The 13,289-nt window shown below is 74.0% G+C and carries 9 protein-coding genes; 4 read left to right on the top strand and 5 right to left on the bottom strand.

Features of this window, described 5'->3' with window-relative positions; all coding sequences use genetic code 11:
- The first annotated feature begins 1 nt into the window (after position 1).
- Entirely contained in the window at positions 2-1,456 is a 1,455-nt protein-coding gene (locus ABZ862_RS31930) for an RICIN domain-containing protein (RefSeq protein WP_360965782.1), read from the top strand.
- A gap of 33 nt (positions 1,457-1,489) precedes the next feature.
- Here ABZ862_RS31930 and ABZ862_RS31935 read toward each other — a convergent pair whose 3' ends face one another.
- From ABZ862_RS31935 to ABZ862_RS31945, 3 genes are all read right to left on the bottom strand, one after another.
- Positions 1,490-3,652, bottom strand: coding sequence for an ATP-binding protein (locus ABZ862_RS31935; protein ID WP_360965785.1), 2,163 nt, complete (start codon positions 3,650-3,652; stop codon positions 1,490-1,492).
- Positions 3,649-4,398: a DUF4255 domain-containing protein gene (locus ABZ862_RS31940; protein ID WP_360965788.1), complete on the bottom strand. Its 750-nt coding sequence runs from the start codon at positions 4,396-4,398 to the stop codon at positions 3,649-3,651. The genes ABZ862_RS31935 and ABZ862_RS31940 overlap by 4 nt, the downstream gene beginning before the upstream one ends.
- Before the next feature lie 117 nt (positions 4,399-4,515).
- Positions 4,516-5,172 (bottom strand): response regulator transcription factor, encoded by a 657-nt coding sequence (locus ABZ862_RS31945; RefSeq protein WP_360965898.1) that lies wholly within the window; start codon positions 5,170-5,172, stop codon positions 4,516-4,518.
- A gap of 758 nt (positions 5,173-5,930) precedes the next feature.
- Here ABZ862_RS31945 and ABZ862_RS31950 point away from each other — a divergent pair.
- The gene (locus ABZ862_RS31950) at positions 5,931-8,738 is read left to right on the top strand and encodes an AAA family ATPase (RefSeq protein WP_360965791.1); all 2,808 of its coding nucleotides are present in this window, start codon (positions 5,931-5,933) and stop codon (positions 8,736-8,738) included.
- A gap of 25 nt (positions 8,739-8,763) precedes the next feature.
- On the opposite strand, the gene ABZ862_RS31955 is transcribed toward ABZ862_RS31950, so the two are convergent.
- A complete protein-coding gene (locus ABZ862_RS31955) occupies positions 8,764-9,804 on the bottom strand; it encodes a medium chain dehydrogenase/reductase family protein (RefSeq protein WP_360965793.1) in 1,041 nt (346 codons plus the stop codon).
- A 199-nt stretch (positions 9,805-10,003) separates the two neighbouring features.
- On the opposite strand from ABZ862_RS31955, the gene ABZ862_RS31960 reads away from it, so the two are divergent.
- The gene (locus ABZ862_RS31960; RefSeq protein WP_360965795.1) at positions 10,004-10,723 is read left to right on the top strand and encodes a TetR/AcrR family transcriptional regulator; all 720 of its coding nucleotides are present in this window, start codon (positions 10,004-10,006) and stop codon (positions 10,721-10,723) included.
- A 277-nt stretch (positions 10,724-11,000) separates the two neighbouring features.
- Here ABZ862_RS31960 and ABZ862_RS31965 read toward each other — a convergent pair whose 3' ends face one another.
- Complete coding sequence (locus tag ABZ862_RS31965; RefSeq protein ID WP_360965798.1) at positions 11,001-11,489, bottom strand: GNAT family N-acetyltransferase; 489 nt, start codon at positions 11,487-11,489, stop codon at positions 11,001-11,003.
- Between the two features lie 319 nt (positions 11,490-11,808).
- Between ABZ862_RS31965 and ABZ862_RS31970 the strand changes: the two genes are divergently transcribed.
- Positions 11,809-13,173 carry a TrpB-like pyridoxal phosphate-dependent enzyme gene (locus ABZ862_RS31970; protein ID WP_360965801.1) on the top strand — a complete coding sequence of 455 codons (1,365 nt, stop codon included), beginning with the start codon at positions 11,809-11,811 and terminating at the stop codon, positions 13,171-13,173.
- The last annotated feature ends 116 nt before the right edge of the window (positions 13,174-13,289 follow it).

The following is a 13,289-nucleotide window of genomic DNA, read 5'->3' on the forward strand; positions in this document are numbered from 1 at the left end:
CATGACCCTCTGGACCTCCCTGGAACCGGCGTCGGCGACGGTGGATCCGGGCAGCAGCACCCGGGTACGGCTGCGGCTGCGCAACACCGGCGACGTCGTCGACGAGTACCGCTTCGAACCCGTCGGCCCCATCGCCCCCTGGACCACCCTCGAACCCCAGACCCTCCGCCTCTACCCCGGCACCACCGGCACCGTCGACCTCACCTTCGCACCACCCCGCACCCCCGACGCCACCGCCGGACCCAACCCCTACGCCATCCGCATCACCCCCACCGAACACCCCGAAGCCGTCACCGTCCCCGAGGGCAACCTCACCATCACCCCCTTCACCGAGATCCGCGCCGAACTCGTCCCCCCCACCGTCAAAGGACGCTTCCGCGGACGCCCCCGCCTCGCCATCGACAACCTCGGCAACACCCGCCTCACCGCAAGCCTCAACGGCAACGACAACGGCGACCAGCTCACCTACGACCTCCACCCCGCCAACGTCCAGATCGAACCCGGACGCGCCGCCTTCGTCAAAGCCACCCTCAAACCCCGCCGCATCATCTGGTTCGGCCCCAAAGAAGAACGCCCCTACCGACTCGCCGTACAACGCTCCGGAGTCAACCCCCTCCCCGTCGACGGCACCTACGTCCAACGCGGCTTCCTCCCCCGCTGGCTCGCCACCCTCCTCGGCACCCTCATGGCCCTCGCCATGACCTTCATCCTCCTCTGGATCGCCTACAAACCCCAGGTCAGAAGCCTCGCCACCGAACAAGTAGCAGCAGCCGAAGCAGGGACGACGCTCGCACCGAGCCCGTCGCCGACCCCGCTCACCGCGGCGTCCAGCGTGCCGGAGGCGGTGCCGTCGCAGGCGGCCCCCGCTCCCGAGACGCACGCCGCCGCCACGGGTTCGGGCGGCGGGGGCGGCGGAGGCGACGGCGGGGAGACGGCCAAGCCGAAGGTGACCAAGAAGGCCGTGCCGCCGGTGGTCCCGGCGACGAACGTGCTGCTGTACAACCCGACGACCAAGAAGTGCGCGGACATCCCGGGCTACGAGAAGGGCAAGACGAACGGCCCGGTCCAGGAGTACATCTGCGACGGGACGAGCCACGACAACCAGCTGTGGAACCTGGAGGTCAGGTACCCGAAGCTGGGTCCCGGCGGGCGGCGGCTGTTCCAGATCCGCAACGTCAAGGACCAGCTGTGCATGGACCTGCCGGCCTACGGGGCGCAGCCGGTCCGTACGCCGATCACCGAGTTCACCTGTGACGGCACGACCGCGGACAACCAGCTCTGGTGGGTCGAGAAGCGGCCCGACGGCGCCTACTGGATCCGTAACTTCGCCAGCAACAACAAGTGTCTGGACGTGGCGGGTTACAGCACCGGAGGCAACGGGACGAATCTGACCCTCTTCGACTGCTCCGACACCGACGACCAGCAGTGGCGGATCGTCAAGCCGGACAACGGCTGACACCGCGGACGCGGACGCGGTCCCGGCCGGCCGTCACCAGGTGCCCTCACCGGGCACCAGGCGGCCGGCCTTGCGGTATTCGCGGCGGGCTCCCTCCAGCAGGTCCGCCGCGCCGACCGCTTCGGCCCGGCCCGCCGCCCGGTACGCGGCGGTCACCACGGCGCTGCGGATCGAACCGCCCGCCAGCTCGAAGTCCTCGGCCAGCGGCCGCAGTGCGATGCCGTCCGTGACGGGGACATGGGCCAGGCCGTGCCGCCACAGCGCCAGGCGCTGCTCGGCGTCCGGGAACGGGAAGTCGACCACCAGGTCCAGGCGCCGGGTGAACGCCTCGTCGATGTTGGCGCGCAGGTTGGTGGTGAGCAGCGCGATCCCGTGGAACGCCTCGAGGCGCTGGAGGAGATAGGCGCTCTCCAGGTTGGCGTACCGGTCGTGGGCGTCCTTGACCTCGGAGCGCTTGCCGAAGACGGCGTCGGCCTCGTCGAACAGGAGCACGGCGTCGGTGCGGTCGGCCTCGGTGAAGATCCGCTCGAGGTTCTTCTCGGTCTCACCGACGTACTTGTCGACCACCGACGACAGCTGCACGACATAGAGGTCGAGGCCGAGTTCGGCGGCGACGACCTCCGCGGACAGGGTCTTGCCGGTGCCGGACTCGCCGGCGAAGAGACCGAGCACACCGCGTCCGCGGCCGCCGCCCGCGCTGAGCCGCCAGTCGCCGAGGACGCGGTCGCGGTGCCGGGCGCGCAGGGCGAGTTCGTGCAGCTGGGCGAGGGGGCGTTCGGGGAGGACCAGGTCGGTCCAGTCGACGGCGGGGCGGATGCGGCGGGCGTGCTGTTCCAGTCCTGAGGCGGACTGCTGGCGGGCGGCGAGCCGCAGATGGGCGGCGGTGAGGGGGCTGCCGTCGAACGCGGCGAGCGCCTCGGCGGTGCGGGCGGCCCGTGCGATGTGGTCGCCGCCGAGGTGGTACGGGGCGACGGTCGCCGCGAGGTCGAAGCCGGGCGGCTCGGACAGCGCGGCGTGCCAGACGTGCGGTGCCCCGGCGTGCCGGGCGGGTACCTCCAGGATCAGCGGGTCGGTGTCGCACCACTGCGGGTCGTAGGGGCGGGAGCCGGTGATCAGGACGGTGACGTCGGTGACCGCGGTCAGCGACCTGAGCAGCGGGCCGGGCCGGTCGGGCAGGGCGGTCAGGACGACGGCCCGGTCGCACAGCCGGGCCTCGCGCAGCAGCTCGGGTACGTGCTCCTCGGGGCCGGAGTAGTGCAGGGCCGGGGCCAGGCCGGCGGTGCGCAGGGCGTCGTCGGCACAGGCGGCACCCTCGCCTTCGCGGGGTTCGCGGAGATAGGCGGCGAGCGGGGCCCCGGTGGCGAGGCGGGCGGCGAGGCGCTCCGCGAGGCGGGTGAACTCGATATCGCCGGGGTGCTGTCCGGCCGTCGACGGGTCGTGGAAGGCGCCCGGGTGGGCGGCCGGGGTGCGGAGGTGGGCGGCGAGCGCGGCGTCCGGGGTGTCGTCGCCGAGGAGGTGGGCGACGATCCGGTCGGGGACGCGCAACGAGCGGCTGAGGAGGGGTCGTTCGGGTTCCTCGACGACGAGCAGACCCAGCGCGGCCAGCGGGGCGCGTGGATGGAACCGGGCTCTGGCGGCCGCCGCGTGCGGGGGCGCCCCGCACAGGTCGAGGGCGAGGCCGACGGTGGCGCGGCGGCGGCTGACGTCGTCGTTGAGGTAGCCGTAGAGCTGCTCGAAGACGCGGTCGAGGTCGGGGGCGAGCGCGACGAGGAGGAGGGTGGCGTCGAGGCCGGTCAGGCGCAGCCGCCCGGCGAGCGCGGCGAAGCGGTCGCCGGGCTCGCCGTATGCGCCGGGCTCGCCGTATGCCCCGTACGTGCCGTGCTCGTCATGCCCGCTGTGGTCGCCGGCGGCCGGGTCCGTGGCGCCCAGGGGCCCGGTGACGTCCGCCGTGGCCATGTCCAGGCCGAGTTCGGCGGCGGTGGCGGGGCGTTCGGGGAGCAGCAGGTGCCGTACCGCTTCCTCGGACAGATACAGGCCGCGCAGCGGGTCGGCGGCGGTGGGGTCGCCCGCGGCACGGTGCTCGACGAGGGCGGCGACCCGGTCGCGGAGGCGGTCGAGGCGGTCGAGGAGCGGTGCGGCGGGGTCGGTGGTCCCGGTGGTGTCGGCGGGCGGTGCCGGGTGGAGATCGGTGCTCACCCGGCCGTTCCCCCTGAGCCGCCCCGCCCGCCCGGCCGGCCGGCGCCGCGTTCCGCCAGGGCCGCCAGGTAGGCCTCCTTGGCGGCCTCGATCTGCGCGGGCCGGTGCGCGCGCGTCTCCGACACCGCGGCGCCGCCGGCGGCTGTGCCGGTTCTGTCGCCGGGGGCGGTGTCGTCGAGGGTGCGGACGCGGACCGCGGCGCCCTCGGTGACCGGGGGTCCGGCGTCGTACTCGGGGTAGGCGGGGAAGGGCGCGGTGACCACGACGTCGAGGCTCGGCCGGAGTTCGCCGCCGAGCGCGGACCAGATCTCCGCGAGGGAGCGGGACTCGGTCTGGATGCCGGCGACCGAGATCGGCACCGAGAGTCCCAGGGCCCGCAGGGAGCCGGGGAGTTCGTCGGGCATGAGCATCTCGCGCGGGATCAGGGTGGCCAGCACGGCGGAGATCAGCCGGTGTTCGTCCTCGGGCTGTTTGGTCCAGGCCGTCACGAGGTACGACAGCCGGAACCAGCGCGGCGGCTGACGGCGTTTCACCACGACGTCCCGCTCGTCGCGCACGGCGACATGGCCGCGCTGGCGGCGGTTGACGTCCTCACGGATGTCGTACAGGTAGGCGTTGATGACGGGCCCGTTGCGGCGTGCCGACCAGTCGCGTGTCGGTGCGTCGAGGGAGACGTCGATGCCGGAACCGGCCAGCGCACCGCTCCGGAGCAGGTCCTTGAGAACCCGGTCCACCTCGTGGATCACGCCGACTCGCCTTTCCTTGCCCGCCCTTCACCATCCTGCCCACCGGCCCGGCCACCCCGACAGACACATCGGGGCAGATACCACTGCCCCAAGGTCCGGTGTCGGATGCCCGTTCGGTCAGATGTAGCCTTCCCGGAGTGCGTGGGCCACCGCGTGGGCGCGGTTGCGCAGGTGCAACCGTGTGGTCAGACCATGCACCACGTTCTTGACGGTGCGTTCGGAGTAGGACAGCTTGCCGGCGATCTCTTTGGTGTCGAGCCCCTCGGCCACCAGCCGCAGCACGTCGATCTCGCGCTGCGTCAGGACCGACGAGGGCACCCCGGGCCGCCCCGCGGCGCCCCGGTGCAAGGTGCCGACCTGGCTGATGAGCCTGCCGAGCAGATCGGCGGGCAGATCGCCGTCGCCGCGCGCGGCGGCCAGCACGGCCTGCGCCAGCCGGTCGTGGGTGGCCTCGTGGCGCCAGACGATCGCGCCGACCCCGCACTCGATGACGTCGAGGAGCTCGCTCTCGCGCAGTGTCCCGACGACGAGCACGGCGCGCGCGCCCTCGCTGCGCACCAGTCTGCGCAGCCGGGTGAGCCCGGGCCCGTCGAAGGTGTCGCCGATGAGGACCGCCACCGTGCCGGGGCCGGCGTGGCCCTCCTCGCACAGCTCTATCTCCGGGTGGCGGCGCAGCTGGCAGATCGCGCCCTCCCGGGAGATCGGGTCCGGTGCGTGCACGGCCACCTTGATCCGCCCGCTGCCGTCGCCGCCGCCCGCCGTGGCGGAGGGCATGGCGCCGGCCTGGGCCGTGGTGCCGGTCGTCGTCCGGGCTGCCGGTGCACCGGTCGTCCGGGTGACCGGGCCGGTGTGTGGTGTGGTGCGGAATGTGCTCTGCAACCGCGTCCCCTGTGCTCTCGTGCCCGTCGCCCGGGCGGGGCCGGTGACAGGCGTGACACGTCCACATTCCTGTGCCGCGCGGGACGGCGGCAATCGTGGAACACCACGACACCGACCACGAGATCCCACGAACCGTGACCACGAGGGCAACGGGTCCGGAGCCTGCGGTCCCCGGGGCGGGTGCCCCCGGGGCACCGGGCTCGGGGGCGCGGGGCCCGAAGGGTCCGGTCCCGGGGGCAACGGGCCCGGAGGCAATGGGCTCAGACGCTGTGGGCCCGGACGCTGTGGGCCCAGACGTTGCGGACCCGGACGCTGCGGGCCCGGGGGCACCGCACGGAACGCACCGCCGTACGCCGACCACGGCGGGGCGTTCCCGACGGGCCGTCCCCGCCCGCTGTGGACCGGCTCCCTGCCGTACCGGGCCGGGCCCCTCCGCCACCACGGCGTCGCGCCCCCGCGGCCGTGTCGCACCGACCACCACGGCATGCCCGGACAGGCACCGCGTCACACCGTCCGGCAGGACGCGCTCCCGCAGACCGCGCCCTGCCGGACGGGACCGAGCGGCGCGCTCGCGCAGGCGCCGCGCTCAGGCATGTCCCGGCTCAGGCCGTCTTCAACGGGGAACCCCAGCAGGTCCGCGCGAGGAGGTGGCCATGCCGCATCGTTTACCTGAACTGCGCGAAGCCGTCGCGGTGGTGGCCGCTCAGGCCCGCCGTGCCCGGTCCGGCAGCGGACGTCTCGTGCTGCTGCGCGGCGCGACCGGAACGGGCCGTACGACCGTCCTGGAGGCGGCCGCCGAGGAGGCGGCCGAGGCCGGGATGGTGGTGCTGCGCGCCCGTTGCTCCCCCGCCGACGCCACGATCCCCTTCTCGACGGTGCTGCAACTCCTCGGCCCGGTCCCGGACTTCGAGGAGCTCGCGGCGGACGGCGACGAGCGGACCACGGCGGCCGGGCTGTGGCGGGTGCTGCGTTCCTACGCCGAGCGCGCACCGCTGCTGGTCGCGGTGGACGACGTCCATCTCGCCGACGCGGCCTCGCACCGCTGGCTGGTGGAGGCCGCCCGGTACGCGGACCGGCTGCCGCTGGTGCTGGCCGTCACCGAGCGCAGCCAGTACGACGTGGACCCGCCCGTCCCGGGCATCGCGCACACCCTGGCGCCCGCCCTGGTGCGCACCCACATCCTCACGCCGCTCACCGAGAGCCAGGCGGTGGAGCGGGTGAGGGCGGCGTTCCCGGACGCCTCCGTGCGGTGGACCGAGGACTGTGTGCGGGCCGGTGCGTGCAGCCCGCTGCTGCTGCGTGCCCTGCTGACGGATCTCGGCGCGGGCCGGCACACCGCGGTGCCGGTGTCCTGCGCCGCCCTGTACCCGGGCGCGTACCGGGAGGCGGTGGCGTGGAGCCTGGACAGCGCGGGCCCCGGTACGACCGAGGTGGCGCGGGCGCTGGCGGTGCTGGACGAGGGCTGGGACCGTACGGCGGCCGCCCCGGCGCGCGGCCCGGCGGGCCTCCCGGTGACCCTCGTGCCCGGCTGTCCCGGCGGTCCGTGCTGTCCCGCCGAGGACCAGGCCGGGCTGCTCGCCGAGCTGTCGGGCACCGACCCGGTGCGGGTGGCGGGCTGGCTGACCGCGATGAGCGGCCTCGGTCTGCTGCGCCCCGGTCCCGGCGGTCATCTCACCTACGCCCACCCGCTGCTCAGGGACGCGGTGCTCACCGACGTACCGGCGGTGCGGCGGCACGCCGCGCACCGGGCGGCCGCCGAGACGCTGCTGCGGCACGGCGCCCCCGCCGACGCGGTGGCCCGCCGGCTGCTGCTGGCCGATCCGGTGGACGCGCCCTGGGCCCTGGCCGTGTTGCAGGAGGCGGCGGCGCTGGCGCTGCGCGAGGACCGTCCCGACGACGCGGTGGCGTTCCTGCGCCGCGCCCTCGACGAGCCGCTGCCCGACGACCGCCGTCAGCCGCTGCTGACCGAGCTGGGCAGCCTGGAGTACGCGGCCCGGCACGCCTCGGCGGGCATCCCCCGTCTGGCGGAGGCGCTGCGGCTGCCGGGCACCCCGCAGGACCGGGTGCGGGCGGCGGTGGCGCTGGGCACGGCGCTGACCGGCCGGGGCCGCACCCGGGCGGCCGTCGAGGTGCTGCGCTCGGTGGACGGCCAGCTCGCCGGCCGCCCCGATCTGGCGCGCATCCTGCAGACCGCGTCCGCGCTGCTGGCGGACCGGGACGGCGAGGTGCGCCAGGAGGTGTACGGCTGGCTGACGCGCACGGCGGAGCACACCCCCGTGCTGGTCGGTCCGGCCGGGCGGGCGCTGCTGGTGCGGCACGCGGCGACGGCCGGGCTGCTGTCGGCGCAGGACGCCATGGCCCGGTTGCGCGTCCTGCTCACCGAGCCCACCGACCCGCTGTCCGAGCTGTTCCTGGTGGGCACGGCGGCCGCGGTCAGTCAGTGGGCCGACGAACTCGACGAGGCGCAGCGGCTGGTGGAGCGCGGTCTGGCCGTCCGCCCCGATGTGCTGCACCCCATGCACGAGGCGCTGCTGAACGTCCGTACCGACACGGCGGCGGCCCGGGGCGACTGGCCGGTGCTGCTGGCCGGGGCGCTCCCGCCGTCCGCCGCCTGCCCGCACCCCACCAACGGCCAGGCGCAGGCCCTGATCGCGCTCGTGGAGACGGACCGGCTCGCGGAGGCCGAGCGGTTCGCGGCCGCCTTCGATCTGCGGGAGGCGCCCGACTCCTGGGAGGTGAACCGCTTCCTGTACGCGCGCGGCCTGCTGCGCGCCGCCGCCGGTGACCCGGCCGCCGCCGTGCACGACTTCCTGGAGTGCGGCCGCAGGCAGTCGGCCCGTGAGGTGGCCAGTCCGGTCGTCACCCCGTGGCGTACGGCCACCGCCGAGTGCCGGCTGGCGCTCGGCCAGTCCAAGGAGGCGCTGGCCCTGGCCGAGGAGGAGCTGCGGCTGGCCCGGCTGTGGAACACGCCCCGCACGCAGGGGCGCGCGCTGCGGGTCCTCGGTACGGCGACGGGGGGCCGGCGGGGTCTGGAGCTGACCGCGGAGGCGGTGGCGCTGCTGCGGGACTCGCCCGCTTCCTCGGAACTGGTGTCGGCTCTGCTGGCGCTGGGCCGCCAGCTGGCGTCCGCCGGGGAGACGTCCCGGGCGCGTGAGGTGCTGCGGGAGGCCGCCGACCGGGCGGAGGCGGTGGGCGCGCTGCGGCTGCGGGGGCTGGCGGAGCAGGCGCTGCGGGACGGCGGTGCGCGTCGTGCCTCGGCCCGTACCGGGGCCGGTTCGCTCACCGGGAGCGAGCGGCGGATCGCCGAACTGGCCGCCACCGGGCGGACGAACGCGGAGATCTCCGACCTGCTGCATCTGGCCCGGCGCACCGTGGAGACCCATCTGACCAACAGCTACCGCAAGTTGGGGATCCGGCGGCGCAACGAGCTGCGCACGGCGCTGGGCGGGGGTGAGGGTTGAGCCGCCCCGCTCGCCCGGCCGGTGGTCACGGGACGAGGACGACCTTGCCGTTGACCGTGCCGGACTCGGCGAGGCGGAGGGCCTCGGCGGCCTGTTCCAGGGGGAGTTCGGCGGCGACGGTGGCGGTGATGTCGCCGCGCCGCAGGGCGGTGAACACCTGGGTGAGGTCGGCGCGCAGCCGGGCGCGGAAGCGGTCCTTCGACAGGGCCTTGCCCGCCCAGACGTTGTAGAAGTACGCGTGGCGGCCGTTGGGCAGCGCGTTCCACGTCCAGACGCGGACCAGGAGCTTCAGCACCGGCCACTGCTTGGAGCCGGTCGCGTCGCGGGTGGCGGCGCTGCCGTAGGAGACGAGGGTGCCGCCGGGGGCGAGCAGCCGCCAGGAGCCGGTCAGGCCGGGGCCGCCGACGTGGTCGAAGACCGCGTCCACCCCGCCGGGCGCCAGTTCCCGGACGCGGGCGGGGAGATCGGCGGTGCGGTGGTCGAGGGGGGTGACGCCGGCCGCGCGCAGGGCGTCGTGATGGCGGGGTGAGGCGGTGCCGATGACCCGGACTCCGGCGGCGCGGGCCAGCTGGACGAGGATCGAGCCGACCCCGCCGTTGGCACCGTGCACCAGGACGGTGCCGCCGCGCCGTACCCGGGCCTTGCGGTGCAGCATCTGCCAGGCGGTGATCCCGTTGAGCACCGCGGTCTCCGCCTCGGCGGCGCCGACACCGTCGGGCACCGCGACCGCGTCGGCCGCGTCGAGCACGGCGTGACTGGCCCAGCCGCCGGTCTTCGTCAGGGCCGCGACGCGGGTGCCGAGCAGGCCCGGGTCCGCTTTGGGGCCGGTCGCGGCGACGGTGCCGACGAGGTCGTAGCCGGGGACGAAGGGGAACGCGGGCTGGTCGTAGTACCGGCCGCGGCGCATCTGCTGCTCGGCGAAGGACACTCCGGTCGCCTCCACCCGGACGACGATCTGCCCGGCGGCGGGAGCGGGCACCGGGCCGCGGCGCAGCTGAAGCTCCTCGGGCTCGGCCTTGCCGGGGAGGACGACCTCGAGGCGCTCAGGGGTGTGCGGCGTGTTCATCACAGATCTCCGAGTCTTCGTTAGCAGGTGACGTTTGCGTTAGATGCTCTAACTCGATGACGCAACGATGCGCCACGGCGTCCGGACGCGTCAAGGCCCTCCCCGAACTTTTCTAAGCGGCTATGACGATGGTGATAGCCTCTCACCACTGTCGCGCGCGCCTCGGACCCGGCGCCCCAGCCGAAAGCAGGTGGTGACCATGGCCCGGCGGACGGCCCCCGCGGCCCAGCCCTCCCCCCGGGACCGGTACCGGGCGCAGGTGCGCGCCGAGATCAAGGAGCACGCCTGGGAGCAGATCGCCGGCTCGGGAGCCTCCGCGCTCTCCCTCAACGCGATCGCCCGGCGGATGGGCATGACGGGCCCCGCCCTCTACCGCTACTTCGGCAGCCGGGACGAGCTGATCACCGCCCTGGTCACGGACGCCTACCGGAGCGTGGCCGACACCTGTCTCGCGGCGGCCGCCGCCCCGGATGCATCCCATGCCTCCGGGGCCGACCGCCTCAGGACGCTCGCCCATGCCCTGCGGAACTGGGCGCTGGCGGACCCCCACCGGTACTTCCTCATCTACGGCACCCCCGTGCCCGGCTACCACGCCCCCGAGGACGTCACCCTCATCGCCGCCGAGATCATGGCCGTCCTGCTCGACGTCTGCGCGGCGCTCCCGGCGGACGGCGGCGAAGCCGGCCCGGACGAGGCCGGGTTCGACGCCCACCTCGCCGGGCACCGGGAGTGGGACCGCGGCCACCCGGCCCCCGCGCCGGTGCTGCGCCGAGCCCTCGCCGTCTGGACCCGGCTGCACGGCGCGCTGTCCCTCGAACTCGCCGGGCACTTCACGGGGATGGGCTTCGACCCGGAGCTGCTGTTCGAGGCGGAGCTCGACGGACTGGTACGGGGCACCCGGCCGGACGGTGTACAGTAGATCTTGAGCTCGCCGCCCCGAACAGCTCGAACAAGGGGAAGCGCGCCGCGCGTTGGTGGTCCAAGGAAAGACGCCCCGCTTCCTGCGGGGAAATGCAGGTGCAAGGCCTGCCCGGCGCTCGAACCGAAGAATCCCGCCCCTGGTGTCCAGGGGCGGGATTCTTCGTGTCCGCACGTGCTCTCCGCACGGCCGTCTCCGTACGAGGGGGCGGTCGGCGCCGACCGGAAGGGGGGATGGCCGGCGCCGACCGCGGGGGGAAGGAAGGTCCGGGGGCCGGCTACGCCTGGCGGGCGAGGTCGGCGAGCGGGGCTCCGGAGAGCCGGAAGACGGTGAGTTCCCCGCCCTGCACCGAGGGGATCTCCGCGCCGAGCGAGCGGTAGTAGGCGGCGACCGGTTCGTTGGTGACCCTGCCCCACCACTGCATATGGCGGTAGCCGCGCTCGGCGGAGAGAGCGGCCAGGTGGCTGAGCAGGGCGGTGTCGATGCCGGTGCCGACGAGGTCGGGACGGATGTAGATGTCGTCGATGTGGATCGCCGTGCCGCGCCAGGTGCTGTAGACGAGGGCCCACAGCGTGTATCCGACGACCTCGCCGGTCTTGTCGTCGACCGCGAAGTGGGCCCAGGCGACCGGGTCGGGACCGAACAGCGCGCGGCCCAGCTCGTCCCGGTCGGTGCTGATCTGCCCGGTCGCCTCCTCGTTCTCGGCCATGCCGTGCACCAGCGAGTGGAGCAGGCCGAGGTCGTCGGCGGTGACTGGACGAATCATGGCTGCCATCCCCTGCATCCGGTCGGCCCGGCCGGGCCCGGACGGTCCGGACGGCCCGCCCCTGGTTCGGAGCACCACGGTGGCACGCGGCCCGCGGCGCCGTACGGGTACGGCCCGGGAAACTGGTGGAATTACCAGTCCTCGCCGTCCGGGAGGAATTCCATTGTTTTCCCTACCACCTGTCGGCCATCGTATCCGTACGCTTCGCCCGGTGGCGAGAATACGTTGTCCGGAGACGGCCTCGAGGTGATGGACCGGGAGACCGGGACCGACGGTCACGGTGGCCGCACGACCTATTCCATTGTGCAGAGAGGCAGCCATGATAGAGCCGGTACGGTTCGAACTCAGCGCCCGGGACATTCCCGAGACCTGGTACAACATCGCCGCCGATCTCGACTATGTGGCGCCGGTGCTGAGCCCGGCGACCGGCAGGCCGGTCACCGCGGAGGAGATGGCCCGTACGATGCCCGAGGCCCTGGTCGCCCAGGAGCTGAGCCGGGAGCCCGAGTTCGAGATCCCCGGCGAGGTACGGCAGTTCTACGCCAGCTGGCGGCCCACCCCGCTGGTGCGCGCCCGCGGTCTGGAGAAGGCCCTGGACACGCCGGCGAAGATCTACTTCAAGTACGAGGGCGTGGGACCCACCGGCAGTTTCAAGCCCAACTCCGCGATCCCGCAGGCGTACTACAACAAGCGCGCGGGCCGCAGCGGTCTGATCGCCGAGACCGGCGCAGGGCAGTGGGGCAGCGCGGTCTCCTTCGCGGCGTCGCTGTTCGGCATGGAGGCCAAGGTCTTCATGGTGAAGGTGAGCTTCCATCAGAAGCCTTTCCACCGGGTGCTGATGGAGACGTTCGGCGCGAGCTGCACCCCGAGCCCCAGCGCGGAGACCGAGGCCGGGCGGACCGTGCTCAAGGAGGACCCGGAGCACCCGGGCAGCCTCGGCGTCGCCAAGTCCGAGGCCCTCCAGGTGGCGTTCTCCGACCCGCGCTGGGGCTACACCCGCGGCAGCGCGCTCAACCATGTGTGCGCGCACCAGACGGTGATCGGCCAGGAGGCCCTCGTCCAGATGGAGAAGGCAGGCGACTACCCCGACATCGTGGTCGGCTGCGCGGGCGGCGGCAGCAACCTCGCCGGTCTGTCCTTCCCGTTCCTGCGGGCCCAGTTGCACGGCGGGCCGAGCGTGCGGCTGATCGCCGCGGAGCCGGCGGCCTGCCCGTCGCTCACCCAGGGCCGGATCGCCTACGACTACTCGGACACCGCCGGTCTCACCTCGCTGACCCGCACCCACACGCTGGGCCACCAGTTCGTGCCGCCGGCCGTGCACGCGGGCGGTCTGCGCGCGCACAACATCGCCCCGCTGGTCAGCCGGGTGGTGGAGGAGGGCCTGATGGAGGCGGTCGCGCTGCGCCAGCGGGACTGCTTCGAGGCGGGTGTGATGTTCGCGCGGGCCGAGGGCATCGTGCCCGCCCCGGAGTCCACCCACGCGATCCGCGGCGCGGTGAACGAGGCGCTGCGCTGCCGTGAGGAGGGCGTCGCGAAGACCATCCTGTTCGGGCTGTCCGGGCACGGCAACTTCGACCTCCTCGCCTACGACCGCTACCTCAGCGGCACCCTCCCCGACGACAGCATCGACCCCGCCGCCCTCGAGAAGGGGCGCGACAGCATCCCGGCACTGGTCAACGCCTGACGCATGCGCGTCGGCGCCCGGCGGCCGGACGACGTGCGTACGCCGGCCGCCGTACGACGTACGGACGACGTGCGTCCGGGCCACGCGCCCGAGCCGGGTGCGAGAGCCGTGCGACA

The organism is Streptomyces sp. NPDC047000 (genome assembly GCF_040644295.1).
GTDB lineage: Bacteria > Actinomycetota > Actinomycetes > Streptomycetales > Streptomycetaceae > Streptomyces.